At 69.0% G+C, this 24,428-nt stretch carries 29 protein-coding genes; 28 read left to right on the forward strand and 1 reads right to left on the reverse strand.

The features are described from left to right. Positions 1 to 19: 19 nt before the first annotated feature. From rplV to rplQ, 26 genes are all read left to right on the forward strand, one after another. Positions 20 to 418, forward strand: a complete 399-nt coding sequence (gene rplV / locus IF188_RS12750; protein WP_018171449.1) for a 50S ribosomal protein L22 — start codon at positions 20 to 22, stop codon at positions 416 to 418. Next, complete coding sequence (rpsC, locus tag IF188_RS12755; RefSeq protein WP_018171450.1) at positions 418 to 1,197, forward strand: 30S ribosomal protein S3; 780 nt, start codon at positions 418 to 420, stop codon at positions 1,195 to 1,197. The genes rplV and rpsC overlap by 1 nt, the downstream gene beginning before the upstream one ends. Next, on the forward strand, positions 1,197 to 1,616 hold the full coding sequence (gene rplP, locus IF188_RS12760; protein ID WP_029145865.1) for a 50S ribosomal protein L16: 420 nt from the start codon (positions 1,197 to 1,199) through the stop codon (positions 1,614 to 1,616). Before rpsC ends, rplP begins: the two co-directional genes overlap by 1 nt. Further along, positions 1,616 to 1,930: a 50S ribosomal protein L29 gene (gene rpmC, locus IF188_RS12765; protein ID WP_045301493.1), complete on the forward strand. Its 315-nt coding sequence runs from the start codon at positions 1,616 to 1,618 to the stop codon at positions 1,928 to 1,930. Before rplP ends, rpmC begins: the two co-directional genes overlap by 1 nt. Continuing rightward, positions 1,930 to 2,244: a 30S ribosomal protein S17 gene (gene rpsQ / locus IF188_RS12770; RefSeq protein ID WP_191172193.1), complete on the forward strand. Its 315-nt coding sequence runs from the start codon at positions 1,930 to 1,932 to the stop codon at positions 2,242 to 2,244. Before rpmC ends, rpsQ begins: the two co-directional genes overlap by 1 nt. Beyond that, positions 2,241 to 2,609 (forward strand): 50S ribosomal protein L14, encoded by a 369-nt coding sequence (gene rplN, locus IF188_RS12775; RefSeq protein WP_191172194.1) that lies wholly within the window; start codon positions 2,241 to 2,243, stop codon positions 2,607 to 2,609. Before rpsQ ends, rplN begins: the two co-directional genes overlap by 4 nt. A 4-nt stretch (positions 2,610 to 2,613) precedes the next feature. After that, a complete protein-coding gene (rplX, locus tag IF188_RS12780) occupies positions 2,614 to 2,973 on the forward strand; it encodes a 50S ribosomal protein L24 (RefSeq protein WP_141892564.1) in 360 nt (119 codons plus the stop codon). Between the two features lie 2 nt (positions 2,974 to 2,975). Further along, the gene (gene rplE, locus IF188_RS12785; RefSeq protein ID WP_191172195.1) at positions 2,976 to 3,566 is read left to right on the forward strand and encodes a 50S ribosomal protein L5; all 591 of its coding nucleotides are present in this window, start codon (positions 2,976 to 2,978) and stop codon (positions 3,564 to 3,566) included. A 127-nt stretch (positions 3,567 to 3,693) separates the two neighbouring features. After that, on the forward strand, positions 3,694 to 4,092 hold the full coding sequence (gene rpsH / locus IF188_RS12790; RefSeq protein ID WP_018171457.1) for a 30S ribosomal protein S8: 399 nt from the start codon (positions 3,694 to 3,696) through the stop codon (positions 4,090 to 4,092). Positions 4,093 to 4,098: 6 nt separating this feature from the next. After that, positions 4,099 to 4,635 (forward strand): 50S ribosomal protein L6, encoded by a 537-nt coding sequence (rplF, locus tag IF188_RS12795; RefSeq protein ID WP_191172196.1) that lies wholly within the window; start codon positions 4,099 to 4,101, stop codon positions 4,633 to 4,635. A 2-nt stretch (positions 4,636 to 4,637) separates the two neighbouring features. After that, a complete protein-coding gene (rplR, locus tag IF188_RS12800) occupies positions 4,638 to 4,997 on the forward strand; it encodes a 50S ribosomal protein L18 (protein ID WP_191172197.1) in 360 nt (119 codons plus the stop codon). Beyond that, positions 4,994 to 5,680, forward strand: a complete 687-nt coding sequence (rpsE, locus tag IF188_RS12805; RefSeq protein ID WP_191172198.1) for a 30S ribosomal protein S5 — start codon at positions 4,994 to 4,996, stop codon at positions 5,678 to 5,680. The genes rplR and rpsE overlap by 4 nt, the downstream gene beginning before the upstream one ends. Next, a complete protein-coding gene (gene rpmD / locus IF188_RS12810) occupies positions 5,680 to 5,865 on the forward strand; it encodes a 50S ribosomal protein L30 (protein WP_018171461.1) in 186 nt (61 codons plus the stop codon). Before rpsE ends, rpmD begins: the two co-directional genes overlap by 1 nt. Then, positions 5,865 to 6,440, forward strand: a complete 576-nt coding sequence (gene rplO / locus IF188_RS12815) for a 50S ribosomal protein L15 (protein WP_018171462.1) — start codon at positions 5,865 to 5,867, stop codon at positions 6,438 to 6,440. Before rpmD ends, rplO begins: the two co-directional genes overlap by 1 nt. Before the next feature lie 99 nt (positions 6,441 to 6,539). Then, positions 6,540 to 7,862: a preprotein translocase subunit SecY gene (secY, locus tag IF188_RS12820; RefSeq protein WP_191172199.1), complete on the forward strand. Its 1,323-nt coding sequence runs from the start codon at positions 6,540 to 6,542 to the stop codon at positions 7,860 to 7,862. Then, positions 7,859 to 8,452: an adenylate kinase gene (locus IF188_RS12825; protein WP_191172200.1), complete on the forward strand. Its 594-nt coding sequence runs from the start codon at positions 7,859 to 7,861 to the stop codon at positions 8,450 to 8,452. Before secY ends, IF188_RS12825 begins: the two co-directional genes overlap by 4 nt. A 3-nt stretch (positions 8,453 to 8,455) precedes the next feature. Continuing rightward, positions 8,456 to 9,298 (forward strand): type I methionyl aminopeptidase, encoded by an 843-nt coding sequence (gene map, locus IF188_RS12830; RefSeq protein ID WP_191172201.1) that lies wholly within the window; start codon positions 8,456 to 8,458, stop codon positions 9,296 to 9,298. A 12-nt stretch (positions 9,299 to 9,310) separates the two neighbouring features. Further along, on the forward strand, positions 9,311 to 10,009 hold the full coding sequence (locus IF188_RS12835) for a DsbA family protein (protein ID WP_191172202.1): 699 nt from the start codon (positions 9,311 to 9,313) through the stop codon (positions 10,007 to 10,009). Positions 10,010 to 10,284: 275 nt separating this feature from the next. Further along, positions 10,285 to 11,346 (forward strand): hypothetical protein, encoded by a 1,062-nt coding sequence (locus tag IF188_RS12840; protein WP_191172203.1) that lies wholly within the window; start codon positions 10,285 to 10,287, stop codon positions 11,344 to 11,346. A gap of 412 nt (positions 11,347 to 11,758) precedes the next feature. Continuing rightward, complete coding sequence (locus IF188_RS12845; protein WP_191172204.1) at positions 11,759 to 14,665, forward strand: DUF5979 domain-containing protein; 2,907 nt, start codon at positions 11,759 to 11,761, stop codon at positions 14,663 to 14,665. 187 nt (positions 14,666 to 14,852) lie between these two features. Further along, on the forward strand, positions 14,853 to 15,074 hold the full coding sequence (gene infA, locus IF188_RS12850) for a translation initiation factor IF-1 (protein ID WP_018171468.1): 222 nt from the start codon (positions 14,853 to 14,855) through the stop codon (positions 15,072 to 15,074). 82 nt (positions 15,075 to 15,156) lie between these two features. Further along, positions 15,157 to 15,273 carry a 50S ribosomal protein L36 gene (rpmJ, locus tag IF188_RS12855; protein ID WP_005050492.1) on the forward strand — a complete coding sequence of 39 codons (117 nt, stop codon included), beginning with the start codon at positions 15,157 to 15,159 and terminating at the stop codon, positions 15,271 to 15,273. A 209-nt stretch (positions 15,274 to 15,482) separates the two neighbouring features. After that, positions 15,483 to 15,857, forward strand: coding sequence for a 30S ribosomal protein S13 (gene rpsM, locus IF188_RS12860; RefSeq protein ID WP_018171469.1), 375 nt, complete (start codon positions 15,483 to 15,485; stop codon positions 15,855 to 15,857). Positions 15,858 to 15,890: 33 nt separating this feature from the next. Next, entirely contained in the window at positions 15,891 to 16,289 is a 399-nt protein-coding gene (gene rpsK / locus IF188_RS12865; protein WP_018171470.1) for a 30S ribosomal protein S11, read from the forward strand. 141 nt (positions 16,290 to 16,430) lie between these two features. Next, positions 16,431 to 17,420 carry a DNA-directed RNA polymerase subunit alpha gene (locus tag IF188_RS12870; RefSeq protein WP_018171471.1) on the forward strand — a complete coding sequence of 330 codons (990 nt, stop codon included), beginning with the start codon at positions 16,431 to 16,433 and terminating at the stop codon, positions 17,418 to 17,420. A 36-nt stretch (positions 17,421 to 17,456) separates the two neighbouring features. Continuing rightward, complete coding sequence (gene rplQ / locus IF188_RS12875) at positions 17,457 to 18,041, forward strand: 50S ribosomal protein L17 (protein ID WP_191172205.1); 585 nt, start codon at positions 17,457 to 17,459, stop codon at positions 18,039 to 18,041. A 364-nt stretch (positions 18,042 to 18,405) separates the two neighbouring features. On the opposite strand, the gene IF188_RS12880 is transcribed toward rplQ, so the two are convergent. Beyond that, positions 18,406 to 20,475, reverse strand: a complete 2,070-nt coding sequence (locus IF188_RS12880) for an acyltransferase family protein (protein ID WP_191172206.1) — start codon at positions 20,473 to 20,475, stop codon at positions 18,406 to 18,408. A 204-nt stretch (positions 20,476 to 20,679) separates the two neighbouring features. On the opposite strand from IF188_RS12880, the gene IF188_RS20580 reads away from it, so the two are divergent. Both IF188_RS20580 and IF188_RS12890 read left to right on the forward strand, forming a co-directional pair. Continuing rightward, the gene (locus IF188_RS20580; protein ID WP_191172207.1) at positions 20,680 to 22,944 is read left to right on the forward strand and encodes an adenylate/guanylate cyclase domain-containing protein; all 2,265 of its coding nucleotides are present in this window, start codon (positions 20,680 to 20,682) and stop codon (positions 22,942 to 22,944) included. 7 nt (positions 22,945 to 22,951) lie between these two features. Further along, entirely contained in the window at positions 22,952 to 24,385 is a 1,434-nt protein-coding gene (locus IF188_RS12890) for a mechanosensitive ion channel domain-containing protein (protein WP_191172208.1), read from the forward strand. Positions 24,386 to 24,428 lie beyond the last annotated feature (43 nt).

Consider the following 24,428-nt stretch of genomic DNA (forward strand, 5'->3'; position numbering starts at 1 on the left):
GGGGGCAGAGGAGAGAGAAATGGTGGAGTCCATCGCACGCGTGCGACACATCCGCGTGACCCCTCAGAAGGCTCGTCGTGTCGTCGCGCTCATCAAGGGCAAGCAGGCTGAGGAGGCCCTGGCCATCCTCAAGTTCGCGCCGCAGGGTGCGAGCGAGCCGATCTACAAGCTCGTCGCCTCGGCGATCGCGAACGCTCGCGTGAAGGCCGACAAGGACGGCGAGTACCTGGACGAGCAGGACCTGTACGTGAAGAACGCGTACGTCGACGAGGGCACGACGCTCAAGCGTTTCCAGCCCCGCGCGCAGGGTCGTGCGTTCCAGATCAAGAAGCGCACCAGCCACATCACCGTCGTGCTGTCGACCCCCGAGGTCGCGGAGACTGCTGAGGCGGGCAAGAGCAAGAAGGCGAGCAAGTAATGGGACAGAAGGTTCACCCGTACGGCTTCCGCCTCGGCGTCACCACGGACCACGTGTCGCGTTGGTTCTCGGACTCGACGAAGCCGGGACAGCGTTACGCCGACTACGTGGCCGAGGACATCCGGATCCGCAAGCTGCTGCAGACGCAGCTCGACCGCGCCGGCGTCAGCAACATCGAGATCGAGCGCACGCGTGACCGCGTCCGCGTCGACATCCACACCGCCCGCCCGGGCATCGTGATCGGTCGCCGCGGCGCCGAGGCCGAGCGCATCCGCGCCGACCTCGAGAAGCTCACCGGCAAGCAGATCCAGCTGAACATCCTCGAGGTCAAGAACCCCGAGGCCGACGCCCAGCTCGTCGCGCAGGGCATCGCCGAGCAGCTCACCGCTCGCGTGGCGTTCCGCCGCGCGATGCGCAAGGGCCTGCAGGGCGCTCAGCGCGCCGGCGCCAAGGGCGTCCGCATCCAGGTCTCCGGCCGCCTCGGCGGCGCCGAGATGAGCCGCTCGGAGTTCTACCGCGAGGGTCGTGTGCCGCTGCACACGCTGCGCGCGAACATCGACTACGGCTTCTACGAGGCGAAGACCACCTTCGGCCGCATCGGCGTGAAGGTCTGGATCTACAAGGGCGACCTGACCAACAAGGAGCTCGCTCGCGAGCAGGCCAACGCGCCGAAGTCGGACCGTCGTCGTGACGACCGTCGTGGCCCGCGTGGCGACCGCGGCGAGCGTGGCGGCGACCGCCGCAACGAGGCCCCCGTGGCAGAAGGAGCGTCGGCGTAATGCTCATCCCCCGCAAGGTCAAGTACCGCAAGCAGCACCACCCCGGCCGTAGCGGCCAGGCCACCGGCGGCACGAAGGTCTCCTTCGGCGAGTTCGGCATCCAGGCCCTGACGCCCGCCTACGTGACGAACCGTCAGATCGAGTCCGCTCGTATCGCGATGACCCGTCACATCAAGCGCGGCGGCAAGGTGTGGATCAACATCTACCCCGACCGTCCGCTCACGAAGAAGCCTGCCGAGACCCGCATGGGTTCCGGTAAGGGTTCGCCCGAGTGGTGGGTCGCAAACGTCAAGCCGGGTCGCGTCCTCTTCGAGGTCGCCGGCGTCAACGAGCAGCTCGCTCGTGAGGCCCTGACCCGTGCCATCCACAAGCTGCCTCTCAAGGCACGCATCATCAAGCGCGAGGAGGGCGACGCGTAATGGCGATCGGCACCAAGACGCTCGCTCCGAGCGAGCTCGACACGTTCGAAGACCAGCGCCTCGTCGAGGAGCTGCGCAAGGCCAAGGAAGAGCTGTTCAACCTGCGCTTCCAGTCGGCCACCGGCCAGCTCGAGAGCCACGGCCGCATCCGTGCGGTCAAGCGCGACATCGCGCGGCTCTACACCGTGATCCGTGAGCGCGAGCTCGGCATCCGTGCCACGCCCGCGCCGCTGGAGACCGCGACGAAGGCGAAGAAGACCAAGGCCAAGAAGGCGGATGCCGCTGACGAGGCTGCGAAGGAAGAGGCCGAGTGATGGCTGAGAAGAAGCAGGCCGCCGAGGTCGAGCACGGCGCGCACGACGTGCGCGACGCCGACGCCCGTGGCTACCGCAAGGCCCGTCGTGGCTACGTCGTCAGCGACAAGATGGACAAGACCATCGTCGTCGAGGTCGAGGACCGCGTGAAGCACCCGCTCTACGGCAAGGTCATCCGCCGCACCTCCAAGGTCAAGGCGCACGACGAGGGCAACACGGCCGGCATCGGCGACCTCGTCCTCATCAATGAGACCCGCCCGCTGAGCGCCACCAAGCGCTGGCGTCTGGTGGAGATTCTGGAGAAGGCCAAGTGATTCAGACCGAGTCCCGCCTCAAGGTCGCCGACAACACCGGCGCCAAGGAGCTGCTCACGATCCGTGTGCTCGGCGGCTCCAACCGTCGGTACGCCGGCCTGGGCGACATCATCGTCGCCACGGTCAAGGACGCGATCCCGGGCGGAAACGTCAAGAAGGGCGACGTGGTCAAGGCCGTCGTCGTCCGCACCGTCAAGCAGACCCGTCGTCCCGACGGCTCGTACATCAAGTTCGACGAGAACGCCGCCGTCATCCTGAAGAACGACGGGGAGCCCCGCGGCACCCGCATCTTCGGACCGGTCGGTCGTGAGCTTCGCGACAAGAAGTTCATGAAGATCGTCTCGCTCGCACCGGAGGTGATCTGACCCCATGGCCAAGATCAAGAAGGGCGACCTGGTTCAGGTCATCTCGGGCGCCAAGCCCGAGCGCGGCGGCGACCGCGGCAAGCAGGGCAAGGTCCTCGAGGTCCTTTCCGAGCAGAACCGCGTGATCGTCGAGGGCGTGAACTACGTCACCAAGCACAACCGCGTCGGCCAGTCGCAGCGCGGCACCAAGACGGGCGGCATCGAGACGATGGAAGCCCCGATCCACATCTCCAACGTCGCGCTCGTCGACCCCTCGACCAAGAAGCCGACCCGTGTCGGTCACCGTGTCGAGGAGCAGACGAAGGACGGCGTGAAGCGCACCGTCCGCGTGCGCTACGCGAAGAAGTCAGGCAAGGACCTCTGAACATGAGCACCACCACTGCCGTGGAGGCTGGCAAGATCCAGCCCCGCCTGAAGCAGAAGTACAACGCCGAGATCAAGAAGGCGCTGCAGGACGAGTTCGGCTACGAGAACGTCATGCAGATCCCCGGCCTGGTCAAGGTCGTCGTGAACACCGGTGTCGGCGAGGCAGCTCGCGACAGCAAGGTGATCGACGGTGCGGTCGACGACCTCACCAAGATCACCGGCCAGAAGCCGGTCGTCACCAAGGCTCGCAAGTCGATCGCGCAGTTCAAGCTGCGCGAGGGCCAGGCCATCGGCGCGCACGTCACCCTCCGCGGTGACCGCGCGTGGGAGTTCCTGGACCGCCTGGTGAACCTCGCCCTGCCCCGCATCCGCGACTTCCGCGGTCTGTCGGGCCAGCAGTTCGACGGTCACGGCAACTACACCTTCGGTCTCCAGGAGCAGTCCGTGTTCCACGAGATCAACCAGGACAAGATCGACCGCGTGCGCGGCTTCGACATCACTGTGGTGACGTCGGCGAAGACGGACGCCGAGGGCCGCGCTCTGCTGCGCGCGCTCGGCTTCCCGTTCAAGTCCGAGGACGCCCAGGCGTGACCCGTGGATGCCTCGGCCGGCGCGCGAGCTCCGGCCGAGGCATCCGCCTACAACTGAATACGGCCATCATGGAAGGTCGTCTGGCGTGTAACGCCAGCCGATACCTCGTGAACGAAGGAACCCAGAAATGACAATGACAGACCCGGTCGCAGACATGCTGACCCGTCTGCGCAACGCGAACTCGGCGCACCACGACACCGTGTCGCTGCCGAGCTCCAAGCTCAAGACCCACATCGCCGACATCCTCAAGCAGGAGGGCTACATCTCGTCGTGGGAGGTCAGCGACGCCCGCGTCGGCCAGACCCTCACCCTGACGCTGAAGTACGGCCCGAACCGCGAGCGGTCGATCGCCGGCATCAAGCGCGTCTCGAAGCCCGGCCTCCGTGTCTACGCGAAGTCGACCGAGATCCCCCGCGTCCTCGGCGGGCTCGGCGTCGCCATCCTGTCCACCTCCTCTGGCCTCCTGACGGACCGCCAGGCCGAGCAGAAGGGCGTGGGTGGGGAAGTCCTCGCCTACGTGTGGTGATCTGACATGTCGCGTATCGGTCGTCTTCCGATCGACATCCCCGCCGGTGTGACCGTCTCGGTCGATGGCCAGGATGTCGCCGTCAAGGGCCCCAAGGGCGAGCTGAAGCTCTCCGTGGCCCGTCCCATCGAGGTCAAGGTCGAGGAGGCGCAGGTCCTCGTGACCCGTCCCGACGACGAGCGCGAGTCGCGCTCGCTGCACGGCCTGACCCGCACGCTCATCAACAACAACATCATCGGTGTCACCCAGGGCTACTCCAAGGGCCTTGAGGTCGTCGGCACGGGTTACCGCGTCGCGCAGAAGGGCACGGCCGTCGAGTTCGCGCTCGGCTTCTCGCACCCGGTGCTCGTCGAGGCTCCCGAGGGCATCACGCTGACCGTCGAGGGCAACAACAAGCTCACGGTGTCGGGCATCGACAAGCAGGCTGTCGGCGAGGCCGCGGCCAACATCCGCAAGATCCGCAAGCCCGAGCCGTACAAGGGCAAGGGTGTGCGCTACGCCGGCGAGGTCGTTCGGCGCAAGGCCGGAAAGGCTGGTAAGTAACCATGGCTGTGAAGTCGAAGTCCGACGCGCGCGCGCGTCGTCACGCCCGCCTTCGCAAGAAGGTCGTCGGCACCCCCGAGCGTCCGCGCCTGGTCGTCACGCGTTCGTCGCGCCACGTGTTCGTGCAGATCGTCGACGACAGCAAGGGCCACACGCTGGCCTCGGCCTCGACCCTCGAGACCGACCTGCGTGCCTCCGACGCTGACAAGACCGCCAAGGCACGCAAGGTCGGCGAGCTGCTCGCCGAGCGCGCGAAGGCCGCAGGCGTCTCGGACGTCGTGTTCGACCGTGGCGGCAACCGCTACGCGGGCCGTGTCGCGGCGATCGCCGACGGCGCCCGCGAGGGAGGTCTGAACCTGTGAGTGACAACAAGGAGAACATCGTGACCGAGCAGGCTGCTGCCGAGGCCCCGGCCGAGGCGACCGCGCCCGCCGAGCGCGAGCGCGAGCCGCGCCGCGGTGGTCGCGAGCGCAACCAGACCCGCGGTGACCGCGGTGGCCGTGACCGCAACGAGAGCCAGTTCCTCGAGCGCGTCGTGACCATCAACCGTGTGTCGAAGGTCGTCAAGGGTGGTCGTCGCTTCAGCTTCACCGCGCTCGTCGTCGTCGGCGACGGCAACGGTGTGGTCGGCGTCGGCTACGGCAAGGCCCGTGAGGTGCCGCTGGCGATCTCGAAGGGTGTCGAAGAGGCCAAGCGCAACTTCTTCCGGGTGCCGCGCGTCGGCTCGACCATCCCGCACCCGGTGCAGGGTGAGGCCGCTGCCGGTGTGGTGCTGCTGCGCCCCGCCGCCGCCGGTACCGGTGTCATCGCCGGTGGTCCGGTGCGCGCCGTCCTCGAGTGCGCCGGCATCCACGACGTGCTGTCGAAGTCGCTCGGCTCGTCGAACACGATCAACATCGTCCACGCGACGGTGGAGGCCCTGAAGCAGCTCGAGGAGCCCCGTGCGGTCGCCGCGCGTCGCGGTCTCGACTTCGACCAGGTCGCCCCCGCCCGTCTCGTCCGTGCCGAGGCTGAGGCCGCGGCCGCTGCGAAGGCAGGTGTCTGATGGCTGCGCGCCTGAAGGTTACCCAGGTCAAGTCCAAGGTGAGCGAGAAGCAGAACCAGCGTGACACGCTGCGTTCGCTCGGTCTGAAGCGGATCGGCGACTCGGTCGTCCGTCCCGACGACGCGCAGACGCGCGGTTACGTCCGGACCGTCGCGCACCTCGTGAAGGTTGAGGAGATCGACTGATGGCTGAGAAGGCCGAGAAGAAGGCCGAGACGGTCGAGACCGTCGAGGCTCCGAAGAAGGCTGCCGCCAAGAAGCCGGCTGCGAAGAAGGCCCCCGCGAAGGCGGCTGCCCCCAAGAAGGACGCCCCGGCCGCGCGCCCGGGTGTGCTGAAGGTGCACCACCTGCGTCCGGTCCCCGGTGCGAACCAGGCCAAGACCCGTGTGGGTCGCGGTGAGGGCTCGAAGGGCAAGACCGCGGGCCGCGGTACCAAGGGTACGAAGGCTCGCTACCAGGTCAAGGTCGGCTTCGAGGGTGGGCAGATGCCGCTGCACATGCGCACCCCGAAGCTCCGCGGCTTCAAGAACCCGTTCCGCGTCGAGTACCAGGTCGTGAACCTGGACAAGCTCGCGGAGCTGTACCCGACCGGTGGCGACGTCACCATCGGCGACCTGGTCGCCAAGGGTGCAGTGCGCAAGAACGAGAAGGTCAAGGTGCTCGGCACCGGCGACATCTCGGTGAAGCTCAACGTGTCGGTCGACAAGGTCTCGGGCTCTGCCGAGCAGAAGATCGTCGCCGCGGGCGGCACCGTCAAGTAATACAGGCACAGTGGGGGTCGGAGCTTGCTCCGGCCCCCACTGGGTTACCCTGGACGTCGGCACATCGACTGTGCCGGCATCCCCTCTGGAGGAATCCTCTTGTTCAGCGCCATCGCGCGGGTCTTCCGCACTCCCGACCTTCGGCGGAAGATCGCATTCACTCTGGCGATCATCGCCCTGTACCGCTTCGGCGCGCATGTGCCGGCGCCGTTCGTCGACTTCCCGAACGTGCAGTCGTGTCTCAAGCAGAGCTCGGGGACCGAGGGCCTGCTGTCGCTGGTCAACCTGTTCTCGGGCGGCGCGCTGCTGCAGCTGTCGATCTTCGCGCTCGGCGTCATGCCGTACATCACCGCGACGATCATCGTGCAGCTGCTGCGCGTGGTCATCCCGCACTTCGAGACCCTCTACAAGGAGGGCCAGTCGGGCCAGGCCAAGCTGACGCAGTACACGCGCTACCTCACGATCGCGCTGGCGCTCCTCCAGTCCACGACGCTCGTCACGGTCGCCCGCAGCGGTCAGCTGTTCGGCACGACCGGCATCCCCGAGTGCGACCAGCTGCTCACCAACGACGTGTGGTGGGCGCAGCTGCTCATGATCATCACCATGACCGCCGGCACGGGCCTCATCATGTGGTTCGCCGAGCTCGTGACCGAGCGCGGCATCGGCAACGGCATGTCGCTGCTGATCTTCACCTCGATCGCTGCGCAGTTCCCGGTCGCTATGTGGGCCATCTGGCAGTCCAAGGGCTTCGAGGTGTTCCTGCTCGTACTGGCCGTCGGCATCGTCGTCGTCGCGCTCGTCGTCTTCGTCGAGCAGTCGCAGCGCCGCATCCCCGTCCAGTACGCCAAGCGCATGGTCGGTCGCCGCACCTACGGCGGCACCAACACCTACATCCCGATCAAGGTCAACATGGCCGGCGTGGTGCCCGTCATCTTCGCGTCGTCGCTGCTGTACATCCCCGCGCTCATCGCGCAGTTCAACCAGCCGCAGGCCGGGCAGGACACCCCCGGGTGGGTCATCTGGATCACGACCTACCTCACCAAGGGCGACCACCCGCTCTACATGCTGCTGTACTTCCTGCTCATCGTCGGCTTCACGTACTTCTACGTCGCGATCACGTTCAACCCCGTCGAGGTCGCCGACAACATGAAGAAGTACGGCGGCTTCATCCCCGGCATCCGCGCCGGGCGCCCGACGGCCGAGTACCTCGACTACGTGCTGACGCGCATCACGCTTCCCGGCTCGATCTACCTCGGTCTGATCGCGCTCCTGCCGCTCATCGCCCTGGCGACGGTCGGCGCCAACCAGAACTTCCCGTTCGGCGGCGCCTCGATCCTCATCATCGTCGGTGTCGGCCTCGAGACCGTGAAGCAGATCGACGCACAGCTGCAGCAGCGCCACTACGAAGGGCTTCTCCGATGACGCGACTCCTGATCGTCGGCCCGCAGGGCTCCGGCAAGGGCACCCAGGGCATCCGCATCGCGGACGCCTTCGGGGTTCCCGCCATCTCGACCGGCGACGTCTTCCGCGGCGCGGTCGCGGCGGGCACCGAGCTCGGCCAGCAGGTGAAGGCCATCATCGAGGCCGGCGACCTGGTGCCCGACGAGCTGACGAGCGCCGTGGTGCGCGAGCGGCTCTCGCAGGCCGATGCCGCGGAGGGCTTCCTGCTCGACGGCTACCCGCGCAACATCGCGCAGGTCGCGCACCTGGACGAGTTCCTCGAGGGCCGTGACGAGGCGCTGGACGCCGTCATCGAGCTCGACGTGCCCCGCGACGAGAGCATCGCGCGCATCGCGCGCCGCGCCGCCGAGCAGGGCCGCAGCGACGACACCGAAGAGGTCATCGCGAACCGCCTGGCGATCTACGAGCGTGAGACCGCGCCGATCCTCGACATCTACCGGACGCGCGGCATCGTCGACCGCATCGACGGCGTCGGCACGCTCGACGAGATCACCGACCGCATCATCGCGTCGCTGCAGGCCCGAGGCCTCGGCCGCGGCGCTGCCGCCTGAGCCGTGGCGCTGCGTCGCTCCATCTACAAGTCGCCCGCTCAGCTGCGGGCGATGGTCGAGCCGGGTCTCATCACGGCGGCGGCGCTCGACGCCGCGCGTGCGCTGGTGGCTCCCGGGGTGACCACGCTGGAACTGGATGCCGCCGCCTCCGCGCTCATCACGGCCCGGGGCGCGAAGTCGAACTTCCAGATGGTGCGCGGGTACCGCCACACCATCTGCTCGTCGGTCAACGAAGAGGTCGTGCACGGCATCCCCGGTGACCGCGTCCTCGCCGCCGGCGACATCCTGTCGATCGACGCCGGCGCCGAGTTCAAGGGCTGGAACGGCGACTCGGCCTTCACCGTCGTGCTTCCCGACGACTCCCGCCCTAAGGTCGTCGCCGAACGGCAGCGCCTGTCGGATGTGACCGAGGGGTCGATGTGGGCGGGGATCGCGTCGCTCGCGACCGCTAAGCACATCGGCGAGGTGGGTGCGGCGGTCCAGGCCTACATCGAGGCGAACTCGCCCGAGTCCGGTACGTACGGAATCCTGCGCGAGTACGTCGGCCACGGCATCGGCCGCAAGATGCACGAGTCGCCGTCGGTCTTCAACTACCGCGTGCCGGACCCCGGCCCCGAGGTTCGTCCCGGGCTGGTGCTCGCGATCGAGCCCATGGTCGTCATCGGCGACCAGGCGACGTTCGTCGAAGACGACGGCTGGACGGTGTCGACGGTCGACGGCACAGCCGGTTCACATTGGGAACATAGCGTCGCCGTGCACGATGACGGTATCTGGGTGCTCACCGCACCCGACGGGGGAGCCGCGGGACTTGCACCGTTCGGCGTGACTCCGCGCGCGATCGCCTAGGAGGCTCGACACATGGCACAGACAGCAAAGAAGACGAACTGGTTCGCGATCTGGGTGACGGCGGGCGTCGTGATCGCCCTCGTCCTGGTGACGGTGCTGGTCGTCGTCCTCAACAACGCGGCGACGCCCAAGCCGCTGCCCACCGAGGTGAACACGCCGTCCGCATCGAACATCGACGCGGAGACGGGTGCGATCCACGTGGGCGACGGGCCCGACAACCTCGCCACCTACGTCGACTTCATGTGCCCGATCTGCGGTGATTTCGAGTCCACGTTCGGTGAGCAGATCGATGGTCTGGTGAGCGACGGGTCGATCACGCTCGACATCCATCCCATCTCGATCCTCGACAGCCAGTCGCAGGGCACCCAGTACTCGACGCGCGCCGCGAACGCGATGTACTGCGTGGCGGGGGCGGATGCCGACAAGTCGCTGCCGTTCCTGCAGCAGATGTTCGCGCAGCAGCCGTCTGAGGGCTCGAAGGGCCTGACGAACAAGGAGATGCTCGCGATCGCCTCGGATGTGGGCGTCAGCGGCATCGATGCGTGCGTGAACGACGGAACCTACGCGGGCTACATCACAGAGGTCACGCAGAAGACGCCGATCCAGCAGGGCGCGAGCGGCATCGGCACGCCGACCGTCGTGGCCAACGGTCAGCTGGTCCCGAACCAGACGGTCTTCGGCACGACCGACGTCACGACCTGGTTCCAGTAAGCCCCTTCCTTCGTTTCTGCGGCCACGCGGCTCCTACGCATAGGGCGCGGCACGCTTCCCGTGAGGAGCCGCACTCCTGCGCGAGCCGCCGCAATATGGGCGTCGGACTGCGGCGTGTCGTGTCGGAATGCGGCGGCCGGGCCGGGCGAGCCGGGCGGTCGCAGCATCCACCCTCGCGATCGCAGCACCCTCCACAGGGACAGCGCGTGCGCAGGTCATCCACAGATCGCCGGATCGTCGAGTCGCGGGTGCGCGCTGCGCGCGAAGCTCGGCGCATGGACCTCTTCGCGATCGGCCATCACGTCTCGTCACGCGACGCACTGCAGATGCGCGGCATGTCACGCGCGAGCGTACGCGTCGCGGTGTCGACCAAGCGATTGGTGCGGGTCCACCACGGTTGGTATGTGGATGCCGCCACCTGGCGCGCCTGGTATCCCGAGCAACGGCACGCCGCAGTGGCGATCGCGGTGGCGCGCGCTCAGCGCTCGGGCGACGTGCTGCTGTCGCACACCTGTGCTGTCGTGCTCCACGGTCTGCCCCTGTATCGGTACACGCCGGCACGAGCGCACGTGACCGGGCCGGGTTCCGCCGGAGCGACGAGGGCGCGGTCGCATCCGTCGAAGTCCGGCGACGGCATACGCGCGGTGAAGGGGCCGCCCGTCCGGCACGCGGGTGAGATCAAGGAGCACCGGCACGTCATCGCCGGCCTCGCCGTGACGGACCTCGCACGGACGGTCGCGGACGTGATCGGCCGACTGCCGCTGCCCACAGCGGTGGCGATTGCGGATGCTGCACTGCGACAGGTGGCGCTGCCTGAAGGTTCGCGCGATTACGATGCCGAGGCCGCCGAACGCCTTCGGCAGCGGATCCTCGAATGCGCGGCGCTGCGCTCGGGCGCGCGGGGGAGTGTGCAGGCGCGGTGGGTCGCGCAGTTCGCCGACGGCCGTGCCGCGTCGCCCGGTGAGAGCGTCAGCCGGCTGTACTTCCATCAGCTCGGATTCGGCGCGCCGGAGCTGCAAGCCCGCGTCGATCATGACGCGGGGTACTACGAGATCGACTTCGGCTTCGAAGACCTCGGCGTCTGGGGCGAGTTCGATGGACACCGCAAGTACCTCGACGGCGACATGCTCGACGGCATGTCGACAGCTGATGCGCTGCTCGCCGAGAAGCGTCGCGAGGACGACATCCGCGGGCGGACCGGGCGTCGTGTGATCCGGTGGGAGTCCGAGGACATCGCGAGCCTCGAGACCTTCCGCAAGAAACTGGCGTCGTTCGGTATCTGCCCGCCAGGCGGGCCGGGCGTGGCGACGCCCACGTTCCGCGGTCCCAAGCTCTGAGTCCGGCTCTGCTGAGCGGTCACGCCCGGCGCGGACCGAGCCCGCCCCGTCGCGCCGCCCCGTCGCGCCGCGCCGCGCGCCGCCGCGCCGCGCGCCGCGCCCCCGTCTCGCCTCGCCCCTTCGCTGTGCCCGAGCGCGGCGAGGCGCCGCAGTCGTGCGCGAGACGCCGCAAGCCTTGCGTCGAGGTGAGGCGCGTCTCGCACGTCTGCGGCGTCTCGGGGATCGGGTGGATGCGGCCACCCCGGCTGCTGCGGCGGTCGAGGTGCACGAACCGAGGCGGCCGGTCGAGTGCCGCCGGCAAACGGCCTCGGATAGGCTGTGGATGCCCGAATGGGAGGGGTGTCGCGTCCGGCGTGCACGCATTCGGCAGTGGTGACCGGCAATCGACTCGACGGTCACGCGAAGGGACGCCATGAGGCACAGCAGTCCGCGACGTTTCACCCGCACCGTGGCCGCGTTCGCGGCGGCGGGGCTCGCCGTCGCGCTCGGAACCGTGGTCGGAGGAACCCTCACGGTCGAGCCTGCCGCGGCGCAGTCGCCCGAGTGCCCTCCGGGCACGCTGCCGGGGCCGAACAACAACGACCCCGACGTGTGGACCGACAACAACATCGCGGTCTACGCCGGCAAGGACTTCGAGGTCGCCAACACCGGTGGCGAGGTCGAAGGACTGCTGGTCGTCGAGCGTGACGCGAACATCAACAAGGACGGCGGCGTCTTCAACATCGGGACCGTGGGTGTCGGCTCAGGGGTCGCCCCGTCGGGCGGCGAGGTGATGTTCGCGGTCGGCAACGACCTTTCCATCCTGTCGGGGACGCGCATCGATGTGGGCTTCGGCGCATACGACGAGACGAACACGACGCTGCTGGGCGGGGACGTGCGGGTCGGCGGCACCACAGACCCGCTGTACGTCGACCCGAACCCGGCCGGTCCCAACCACGACCAGCCGCCGTACACGATGAACAACGGCACCCTCACGCAGGACATGGGTGCGGCCGCCACCTCGGACTGGGCAGGCTGGGGCGACACGCTGGTCCAGCAGTCACAGGGATTCTCGGCTCTGCCCGCGACGGGCACGGTCGCGCTGGAGAGCGGGGCGCTCGTGCTCACCGCGGACGATCCCGACGCGTCGCCGCAGGTCTTCACCGTCGACGGTGCGACGCTGGCGGCATCCAGCGACGTCAACTTCAACAACATCGGCGACGACAGCACCGCCGTGATCATCAACGTGACCGGTGCGGCGCCCCTCAGCTGGACGCCGAACCTGTTCTGGGACGACGGGCAGATGGCCAGCGACTTCGCCAGCCCGCTGTTCGGCATGGTCGCGCAGCGCACGATGTGGAACTTCGCCGACACCACCTCGTTGACGATCGCCGGCGCGACCCAGGTGCTCGGCTCGATCATCGTGCCCGGCGTGAACCCCGACGATGCCGCGCCGACGCTGTCGTCGACCGCGAGCACCAACGGCCGGGTCATGACGAACGGCTCGATCCTCCTCAACGGCCGGGGCAACGAGATGCACAACTACCCGTGGAACTACGGGCCGTTCTCGTGCATCACGGTGCCGGGCGCGTTCGAGATCCAGAAGGTCGTCGAGGGCGCCGGCGCGCCCACCGGGGTCCTGTTCGGCGGCACCTGGTCGTGTACCGCCGACGGCACCGTCGTGGCCGAGGGCCTGTGGTCGGCGCCCGCCGGTGGTTCATCCGGCCGCATCATCGTACCCACCCCGTCGACCTGCACCGTGACCGAGCTGGTCCCCGACTCCGATCCGCTGGACGGCTCGTGGGAGGATCCGGTCGTCGATCCGTCGACGTTCGACGTCGAAGCCGTGACGATCTCCGACCCGGTGATCGTCACCGTCACGAACACGTGGACCCCGGCACCCGCGTACGAGCTGGGGGCCTTCGAGGTGACCAAGGTCGTCGACGGCGAAGGGGCTCCCGGCAGGACGTTCACGGGGGACTGGTCGTGCACCCTCGACGGCGAGGTCGTCGCCGAAGGCACCTGGCAGGCCGCAGCGGATGAGACGGCGGGTCCGTTCGAAGCCCCGGTCGGCTCCGAGTGCACCGTCACCGAGTCCCCCCTGCTGCAGGCAGCCGCCGGCACGTGGGGCGCCCCGGTCATCGAGGGCTCACCTGTCACGATCGAGTCGGGCACGATCGAGGAGCCCTCCGTCGTCACCGTCACCAACACCTGGTCCCCGCGCCCCATCGGCGCCTTCGAGATCACGAAGACCGTCGTCGGCGCCGGCGCTCCGGCGCTCGCCTTCACGGGGGAGTGGTCGTGCACCATGGACGGCGACGTGGTGCTCGACGGCACGTGGTCCGCGTCCGCCGGTGAGACCGATGGACCTTTCCTCGCCCCGGCGGGCGCCGAGTGCACGATCACCGAGGACGACGCGTCGTCGTACCCCGACGGTGCCTGGGCGGACCCGGTCATCGACCCCGCGACGATCACGATCGCCGCGGGCACGGTGCAGCAGCCGACGCTCGTCACCGTGACGAACACCTGGGTGCCCGAGCAGACCGGCTCCTTCGTGATCACCAAGACGGTGGTCGGCGACGGCGCCCCCGACCACAACTTCGTGGGGCGCTGGTCCTGCACCCTCGACGGTGAAGAGGTCGTCGCAGGCTTCTGGCTTGTCGCCGACGGCGGCACGGCGGGCCCGTTCGAAGCTCCTGTCGACGCGGTCTGCACGGTGACCGAACGCGTTCCGGATGCCACCGACGCCGGATCGTGGGGCACGCCCGAGATCGACGGGTCCCCGGTGACGATCACCGCGGGCTCGGTCGAGACGCCGTTGACGGTCGCCGTGACCAACACCTGGACACCGACTCCCGACGTCGACACCGCGAGCTTCACGATCACGAAGGTCGTCGAGGGCGACGGTGCTCCTGACCAGACGTTCACCGGGACGTGGGCGTGCGGCACCGGGATGTCGGGCGACGGCGGCGTCTGGACTCTCAGTGCGGGCGACACGGCCGGACCGTTCACGGCTCCGGTCGGCGCGACGTGCACGGTCGCCGAGGACGACATCCCGGTGACCGAGGGCGGCACCTGGGCGACGCCGACGATCGACCCGTCGACGTTCACGGTCGACGCCTCGACGGCGGGCACGACGGTCGCCATCACCGTGACCAACACCTGGACTCCGATGACGCCGACGCCGACGCCGACGCCGACACCGACTCCGACGACACCGGCGCCGCTGCCCGCGACGGGCGGCACCGTGCCGTGGGCGATCATCGCCGTCGGCGGCGGACTTCTCGTGGCCGGTGCTGCCGTCGTCGTCGTGGCCCTGGTGCGTCGCCGGCACGGCTGATGAAGCAGATGGATGCCGGCGGCCGCGGCCGCCGGCATCCATCACCATCGCAGTCGTGGGCCGGCTTGCCGAGGCCTCTACTATCACGTATGCTTGATCTTTGGTGCGTTGCGCCTGTATTGGCGTGTCGTCGCACCGAATCCCATCCACCGCAGATCGACCGGTCTGCACAAGTGTTAGCGAGCGTATGGCGAAGAAAGACGGTGTCATCGAGATCGAGGGCGTCGTGTCCGAAGCGCTGCCCAACGCGATGTTCCGCGTTGAGCTCAGCAACGGCCACAAGGTCCTCGCGACGATCTCCGGCAAGATGCGGCAGAACTACATCCGCATCATCCCCGAGGACCGTGTCGTCGTGGAGCTGTCGCCCTACGACCTCACCCGCGGGCGCATCGTCTACCGCTACCGCTAGACCGGTCGAGAAGTAACACCCCACGCTTCGACACGCTCAGCGAGCGAAGCGTGCCCGGTGAAGACAGCGAAGAGAAGAAATCATGAAGGTCAACCCCTCCGTCAAGCCCATCTGCGACCACTGCAAGGTCATCCGCCGCCACGGCCGCGTCATGGTGATCTGCAAGAGCAACCCGCGCCACAAGCAGCGCCAGGGTTGACGCGACGCGGCTCAATGCGACGAAGGAGCGTTGAGCCGTGGCGGGTCAAGGTTGAGCGAGCGAAGCGAGTCGAAACCCCGCGACGCACGCAGGCCCATAACTGAATACGAACCTCAGGCAGGATCAGAACCCGTTCGCGGGGGACACCTCGGGCGGAGGCCCGGGCACCGATCCTGCTCCACACCTCCACTCACTCTCAGGAGAACCGCATGGCACGTCTTGCCGGCGTTGACATCCCGCGCGACAAGCGCGTGGTGATCGCCCTCACGTACATCTACGGCGTGGGCCGTACCCGCTCGAACGAGATCCTCAAGGCGACGGAGATCGACGAGAACATCCGCGTCAAGGACCTCACCGACGACCAGCTCGTCGCGCTCCGCGACTACATCGAAGGCAACTACAAGGTGGAGGGTGACCTCCGTCGCGAGGTCGCCGCCGACATCCGCCGCAAGGTCGAGATCGGTTCCTACGAGGGCCTGCGCCACCGCCGCGGCCTCCCGGTGCGCGGTCAGCGCACGAAGACGAACGCCCGTACCCGCAAGGGCCCGAAGCGCACCGTCGCCGGCAAGAAGAAGGCGCGCTAAGGCGCGGCCCCCAGGGTTTAGGAGAGCAAAGCAATGGCACAGGCCAAGTCCGCCGCGCGCAAGCCGCGCCGCAAGGAGAAGAAGAACATCGCGCTGGGCCAGGCCCACATCAAGTCGACGTTCAACAACACGATCGTCTCGATCACCGACCCGTCGGGCGCCGTCATCAGCTGGGCGTCGTCGGGTGGCGTGGGCTTCAAGGGCTCGCGCAAGTCGACGCCGTACGCCGCCGGCATGGCCGCGGAGTCCGCTGCCCGCCAGGCGCAGGAGCACGGCGTCAAGAAGGTCGACGTCTTCGTCAAGGGCCCGGGCTCGGGCCGCGAGACCGCGATCCGCTCGCTGACGGCCGCCGGCCTCGAGGTCGGCTCCATCCAGGACGTGACGCCGCAGGCCCACAACGGCTGCCGTCCGCCCAAGCGTCGCCGCGTCTGACATCTCGGAGCCGGGGCACCGTCATGGTGCCCCGGCTGCACACGCTTACGGATGCCTGTGCCTCAGGCATCCCGATCAAAACTCAACACCTCACTCACCGCACGTGTCATATAGCGGGCACGTGATCGAAAGGAACACATAGTGCTCATCGCACAGCGTCCCACTCTGACCGAGGAGAAGATCGGGGAGTTCCGCAGCCGTTTCGTCGTCGAGCCGCTGGAGCCTGGCTTCGGCTACACGATCGGCAACGCACTGCGTCGCAGCCTCCTGTCGTCGATCCCCGGCGCGGCCGTGACGTCGATCCGCATCGACGGCGTCCTCCACGAGTTCAGCACCATCCCGGGTGTCAAGGAGGATGTCACCGAGATCATCCTCAACATCAAGCAGCTGGTCGTCTCCAGCGAGCGCGACGAGCCCATCACCGCGTACCTGCGCAAGACCGGCGCCGGTGAGGTCACCGCAGCCGACATCTCGGCTCCGGCCGGTGTCGAGGTGCACAACCCCGAGCTCGTCATCGCGACGCTCAACGACACCGCGAAGTTCGAGCTCGAGCTCACCATCGAGCGCGGCCGCGGCTACGTGTCGGCGACGCAGAACCGCAACGAGTACGCCGAGGCCGGCCAGATCCCGGTCGACTCGATCTACTCGCCGGTGCTCAAGGTCTCGTACCGCGTCGACGCGACGCGTGCGGGCGAGCGCACCGACTTCGACAAGCTCGTGCTGGACGTCGAGACGAAGCCCTCGATCACCCCGCGCGACGCCGTCGCGTCGGCCGGTCGTACGCTGACGGAGCTCTTCGGCCTGGCCCGCGAGCTCAACGTCGAGGCCGAGGGCATCGAGATCGGCCCCGCGCCGGTCGAGACCGTCCTGTCGAACGAGCTGTCGATGCCGATCGAGGACCTCGACCTGTCGGTCCGCTCGTACAACTGCCTCAAGCGCGAGGGCATCAACACCGTGTCGGAGCTCGTCGCCCTGTCGGAGACGCAGCTCATGAACATCCGCAACTTCGGTCAGAAGTCGGTCGACGAGGTGCGCGACAAGCTCATCTCGCTCGGTCTGTCGCTGAAGGACTCGGTCCCCGGGTTCGACGGCGCGCACTTCTACGGCGGATACGACGACGAGACCGTCTGATCCCCTGATCGACTTTTCACACTGGAGTAACTGAGAATGCCCAAGCCCACGAAGGGTCCCCGCCTCGGAGGCGGCCCCGCCCACGAGCGTCTGCTGCTTGCGAACCTTGCCGCTGCGCTGTTCACGCACAAGTCGATCAAGACGACCGAGACCAAGGCCAAGCGCCTGCGTCCGCTCGCCGAGCGCCTGATCACGTTCGCCAAGCGCGGCGACCTGCACGCGCGTCGTCGCGTGCTGTCGGTCATCGGTGACAAGGAAGTCGTGCACGTCCTGTTCACCGAGATCGCGCCGCTGGTCGCGGACCGTGAGGGCGGCTACACCCGCATCACGAAGGTCGGCAACCGCAAGGGCGACAACGCCCCCATGGCGGTCATCGAGCTCGTCCTCGAGCCCGTGACCAAGAAGCCGTCGGCGAAGAAGGCCGCTGCCGCCAAGGCTGAGGCGGCTCCGGCCGCCGAGGAGGCCCCGGCCGCCGAGGCTCCGGTCGAGGAGGCCGCCGCTGAGGAGGCTCCTGCCGACGAGGCCGCCGAGGCCGGCGCCGAGTCGCAGGACGAGGGCGCTGCCGCCGAGGCCGCTGCCGAGGAGGCCGTCGAGGCCCCCGCCGAGGAGAAGTCCGAGTAATCGGCTCGCCGGGCTTCGCGCCCGGCACCCTTGCACCGCGAGACCCGTCACCCGTCAGGGTGGCGGGTCTCGCTGCGTTTCGGGTGGGGATGCCGGCGGCCCATGACTCTGCTCCGCAGTCGCGTTCTGCGGCATCCCCTCACGATCACGAGCGCGTGGTGACCGCGGAGCCGCCGACGAGATCTGCTCCGCAGTCACATTCGGTCGCGAACGGCCTGCACGGCGCGCGAAAAGTGGCTGTGGAGCGTGCGGGGGAGCGCGCAGCTGCGCCCCGCTTCCGCAGGCGCTTTCGGTCGGATCGACCCCGCGAAGCCGCGAGAAGTGACGGTGGATCAGGGGTTTGCGTGGGCCGCCGCGAGGTCTGCTACCGGGTCGGGTCGAGGCGTGCGTGCTGCAGGCGGATGAAGAGCTCGGCGTGTTCCCGGCGCGCTTCGGCGAGCCGGTCCACTGCGTCGGCGACGGTGTCCGCGAAGATGCGGCCGCCGGCCTCACCGGGGTGGATGCGGTCGCCGGCGAGCAGATCCTCGTGGGCGGCGATGGCGCCGGCCCAGTCGGCGACGACGACGTTCGGGCGCGCGGCGGCGAAGGCCTGCAGGTCGGCGTTGACGCCGGGGATCCAGTCGCGCGGGGCGAAGGCGTTGACGAGCACCAGCCCGCGATCCGGTCCCAGGTCGTGTGCGATGCGCGCCAGCGCGTCGTGGTCGACCGGACCGTTCGTGCCGAGGGCGATCACCACGTAGGGCCGCAGGCGTCCATCCGCGAGCAGACGGTCGACGATGCCTGGTCCGGCACGCATCGGGCGCGACACCTCGGCGTCGACCTCGATCCCGGGCAGGCGTTCCATGAGCCCGCCGGCGGAGGCGAGCATGACCGAGTCGCCGATCGCGCTGATCTCATCGCCCGACACGCTTCCGTCGGCAGGAGCGGCGATCGGCGTCGGCGTGATCGCAGGTGAGACGCGCGCGTGCGCCAGGGCGCGGCGCCCGGCGTCGACGGCGGCTTCAGCGCTCGACTCCTCAGGCGCCGCAGCCAGGGCGGCGCCCGTGCCGGCGAGGACGAGCACTGCTGCGAGGGCGGCGCCGAGCACACGCAGACGCGCGCGGGGTCCGCCCTGAAGACGGCGCCACAGTGCGCGCAGCGACGCACGGAACCCGCGCCGGCGCACGGGCGTCTCGATGAACCGGTGCGAGAGAGTGGATGCCGCAAGCGTCAGTGCGAGCACCCCGAGGCCGACCGGCACGGGCACGACGGCTGTCGTCGTCGATCCCTGCACCGTCGCCATCGTCAGCACCAGCAACGGCCAGTGCCACAGGTAGATGCCGTAAGAGCGGTCGCCCACCCAGCGCAGCGGGGCGAGATCGATGGCGCGCCCGAACCGGCCGCCCGGCCACACCCCGGCGGTGATGGCCACGGCGGTCAGCACGCTCGCGGCGAGCAGAGCTCCGGGGAAGGCGGCGGTCGACCCCGCCCAGGGCAGCGACGCCAGCACGACGATGCCCCCGAGCGCCGCCACCCCGGCGATGTCGACGACCCGGCGCGCGACCACTGTCTGCGTCCACTGGGGCCGGGAAGCGGCGGGATCCGCGTGCCCCGAGGCTCCGGACGACGCGCCGGCGGCGCCTGGAAGGGATCTGGGGACCATCGACGAGACCTCGTCGTCGAGAACGTGCGTCCTCGCCGACAACGCATGCTCCTGGCGCTGACGAGGTGCGGTCTCGGCGAGAACGTGCGTCGTCGACGAACGCGGGGCGCCCAGCAGCGGCGCGAGCAGGAACGCGAGGCCCACGCCCAGCAGCAGGCCGGACGCGTGCGTGTCGGTGCCGAAGTACGCCCGCGTGAGGTCGCCGCCCTGGGCGATCACCGCGCCCATCCACACCGCCGAGGCGAGTGCCAGGGCGAAGGCCGCGGCAGCGCGCGCCCAGGCGCGGGGGAGCAGCAGGAACAGCGGGAACACGACCGGCCACAGCAGGTAGAACTGCTCTTCGACCGCCAGCGACCAGAAGTTGCGGAACAGCTCCGGCGCCGCGGCCGAGAAATACCCGCCGCCGCCTGCGAGCGAGACCCAGTTGAAGCTGAACGTCGCGGCACCGAGCACCTGGGCGTCCAGTCGCACCAGCACGTCGCCGCCGACGATCCAGGCGAGCGTCGAGCAGACCGCGACGACGACCGCGAGCGCGGGCAGCAGCCGTCGGGCGCGTCGCTGCCAGAAGCGGCCGAGCGCCACCGCGCCCGTCGCCGCGCGCTCGCGCAGCAGGAGGCTCGTGATCAGGAACCCGCTGATGACGAAGAACACGTCGACGCCGATGAACCCGCCCGGAAGGACGGCAGGCGGGAACAGGTGATACGCGACGACGAGGATCACCGCGATCGCGCGCAGGCCGTCGAGCCCAGCGAGGCGGGCGGGCGGCAGGGGAGAGGGCGCAGTCGACGTCATGGATTCCGTGCGGGACGGGAAGAGGGGGAAACGTCAAGTCTACGTCGCCGGTCTACGCGTATCAGGCCGCCGCCGCCCGCCTCTATGCCCGAAAGGGGCCGAGCGCTAAGGTGGGGCCAACCTCGGCGGAATGGGGATGCCGGGGGCCGCTGGGGACGCGCGTGAGGGAACGCGCGGCACACAGGGCGCGCGAAGGGAGAGAGCGTGTCCGCAACTGGGGCGACGGACGACTCCGCCGTGCGCGCCGAGCCGGTGACGCGGTGGGTGGGTGCGCCGCGCGCCCGCTCGCGGAGCGGGCTGTCGATCTACTCGATCCTGCTCATCATGCTGCTGTCGGTCAGCGTGCTGTCGAGCATCGTCGTCGGCATCATCGGGTACGTCAACGGCACGCAGGCGCTGAAGGGCATCGCGTACGAACGGCTCGTCGAGATCCGCGAGAACCGCAGCCGCGAGGTCACGCAGCTGTTCGACGGCATCGAGAGCGCGGTGCGTCTGGCGGCCTTGGGCGACACCAGCAAGCAGGCGGTGCGCGCGTTCGCCGACGGCTACGCGCAGCTGCAGGGGGTGCAGCTCGACGGGACGGCATCCACCGCGGTGGACGAGTACTACCGCGAGGTGTTCGCCGCGCAGCTCGGCGATGCGACGGGCGAGAGCGTCGACGGCGCGAGCTTCGCACCGCACACCAACGCCCAGCGGTATCTGCAGTACCACTACGTCACGCCCTATGACGACTGGGCCGACGCGATCCGCAACGACGGCGCCGACGACGGCAGCGCGTGGACGCAGGCGCACCGTGAGTACCACCCGTACTTCCGCGCGATGACGCAGCTGCAGGACTTCGAGGACGTGCTGCTCATCGACACGCAGGGCGACGTCGTCTACACCGCGTACAAAGGGGTCGATCTCGGCACGAACCTCTTCGACGGCCCGTACCGGCTGTCGAACCTCGCCGGCGCGTATCGCGAGGCGATGGCGCGCAACATCGTCGGCAACGTCGTGATCGCCGACTTCGCGGCGTACAACCCGAGCCTCGGCAACCCTGCGGGCTGGGCCGTGACGCCGATCGCCGACGGCGGCGAGGTGATCGGCGCGCTCGCCGTCGAGCTGCCGATCGACCGCATCAACGACGTGATGACGGCGCAGGGGCAGTTCGCGCTCAACGGGCTGGGTGCGACGGGCGAGACGTACCTCGTCGGCGAGGACGGGTACATGCGCTCCGTCTCGCGTGCGCTGCAGGACGACCCCGACGCCTACCAGAAGGCCGCGGTCGCCGCCGGCCTCGCGCCCGCCGCCGCGCAGCTGAGCGTTCAGAACGGCAACACGCTGCTGCACCAGTCGATCGGAGGGGATGCCGTCACGCGCGCGTTCGCCGGCGACAGCGGCACGCTGCTGCAGACCGACTATCTCGGCCGCGACAGCCTCACTGCGTTCGCGCCGCTCGACATCGACGGCCTGGACTGGGTGATCGTCGCACAGCAGACCGAGGCCGAGGCGATGGTGCCGGTCGAGGACTTCACCCGCAACCTCATCCTGTCGACCGCCGGCATGATCATCTTCGTCTGCCTCCTCTCGCTCGTGCTCGCGCAGGTCTTCGTGCGTCCGCTGCGACGCCTGAAAACCGCCGCTCAGCGGATCGCCGTGGGCGAAGAGGGGGTGCTGGTCGACGCCGGATCGAGCGACGAGCTCGCCGATGTCGCCAATGCCTTCAACGACATGAGCCGCAGTCTGCAGGTGAAGTCGCAGCTCATCGCCGAGCAGGAGCGCGAGAACGAAGAGCTCATCCTGTCGTTCATGCCCGAAGGCATGGCGAGCCGGTACAAGCCCGGGGAAGAGGCATCCATCACGCAGGACAGCGACGACGTCACCGTCGTGTTCGCCGATATCGTCGGGTTCGAGGCGCTCGCGATGTCGCTGTCGTCGGACGAGGCGATCGCGCGCCTGAACGATCTGGTGCGCTCGTTCGACGAGGCCGCCGAGCGCCACGGCGTGGAGCGCGTGCGCACCACGCGGCAGAGCTATCTGGCCAGCTGCGGCCTGGCCACGCCCCGGGTCGACAACGCGCGGCGCGCGGTGGAGTTCGCCCGCGAGCTCGACACGATCCTCGACCGCTACTCGGCGCAGCAGGGGGTGCAACTGACGCTGCGCGCGGGTCTCGACTCGGGCAAGGTCACGAGCGGACTGATCGGCCGAGCGCGGGTCGTCTACGACATGTGGGGGGATGCCGTCAATCTGGCGTTCCGCGTGCAGGGCGACTCCGACGAACCGGGCATCTACATCACGCAGCGGGTCGCCGACCGGCTGCCCGACTCGATCCCGGTGCGGCCGGCGGGCGAGATCGAGACGCAGAGCGGCGGGCAGCGCGTGTGGAAGGTCGAGACGCCGGTCCCTGTGCCGGTGCCGCCCTCGGCTCCGGGGCCGGCCGGCCCCGCGCCCGCCGACACGCCGACGGGCGTCACGACGGAGGCGTGAGGCATCCATGTCCGACATCGTGCAGCAGCCGTGGTTCTGGCCCGCCGTCATCGTGTCGGTGGGGCTTCCGCTCGCGCTCATCGGGCTGACGGAGCTGTACAACGCCCTCGTGCGCCGGGGCAGCAGGGCGGCGCCGATCGTCGCGATGGTGCGCAACTACGTCGTGCCCGTGGCGGGCATCCTGGTGCTTCTCAGCCAGCCCGGGGCGTGGGAGGGGTCGGGCACGTGGCCCAAGGTCGTCTGGACGATCTTCGGCCTGCTGGTGATCGTCGTGACGATCAATGCGGTGAACCACCTCGTGTTCCACCGCGCCGAGAAGGGGTCGTGGCGCGACCGGTTCCCGACGATCTTCAGCGATCTCATCCGGTTCGTCTTCATCGTCCTCGGCATCGCCGCGGTGTTCTGGTGGGTGTGGGATGCCGACGTCGCGGGCGTGTTCGCGGCCCTCGGCATCACCTCGATCGTGGTGGGCCTGGCGCTGCAGAACGCGGTCGGCTCGATCGTGTCGGGACTGTTCCTCGTGTTCGAGGCGCCGTTCGAGCTGGGCGACTGGATCGAGATGGGAAGCACCCGCGGGCAGATCGTCGAGGTCAACTGGCGGGCGGTGCACCTGGAGACCGGCAACGGCACGATCGTGGTGCCGACGGCGGAGCTCGCCGGCGGCACGTTCACCAATCTGTCGCGCAATCCGGAGCCGTATGCGGCGACCATGGAGTTCGAGTTCGGCTCGGACGATCCCCCGGGGCGCGTCCGCGAGCTGCTCGTGACCGTGGCGCGCGACATCCCGCTCATCGCCGCCGGTCCCGAACCGACGGCGACGACCCTCGGCGGCTCGCGGTACGCGGTCGCGATCCCGCTGCGCACCCCCGGCGACCGGGACGCCGTCTGCGACGCGTTCGCGACCCGTCTCTGGTACGCCGCCCGCCGCGCCGACCTGCACCTCGACGGCGATCTCACCGACGAGTGGCGCACGCCCGCCCGGCTGCAGGATGCGCTCCGCCAGATCGCACCCGCGCTGAGCCTCGCACCGGGCGACACCGATCTGCTCGCCGCCCATACCCGGCTGGAGCGGTACTGCGCCGGCGAGTCGCTGCTGCGCCCGGGCGTCGTCCCGGTCGAGACCCGCTTCATCCTGAGCGGCACCGTCGTGCTGGGCATCCCCACCGACGACGAGGGCTTCGTGCAGGTGGCGGTCCTGGGCGTCGACGATCCGGTCGGGCTCACCGCGCTGTCACGCATGCACACCATCTCTCGGGCGATCGCGACCACCGAGGTCGACGTGCTCGTGGTGCCGGTCGCGGTGCTGGACGACATCGTGCGCTCGCATCCCGTCGTCGCGCGCGAGATGGTCCGTGAGAGCGACAACCGCGCGCGGCAGGCGACGGCCGCGCTGCAGTCCGTCGGCCGCCAGCTGCCGCGCGGTCGCGCGGTCGTCGGGTGAAGGATGCGCGAGACTTCACTGTCGCACCGAGACCGCTGCTGAC

It is taken from the genome of Microbacterium helvum, from assembly GCF_014779795.1.
In the GTDB taxonomy this organism is placed as follows: Bacteria; Actinomycetota; Actinomycetes; order Actinomycetales; family Microbacteriaceae; genus Microbacterium; species Microbacterium helvum.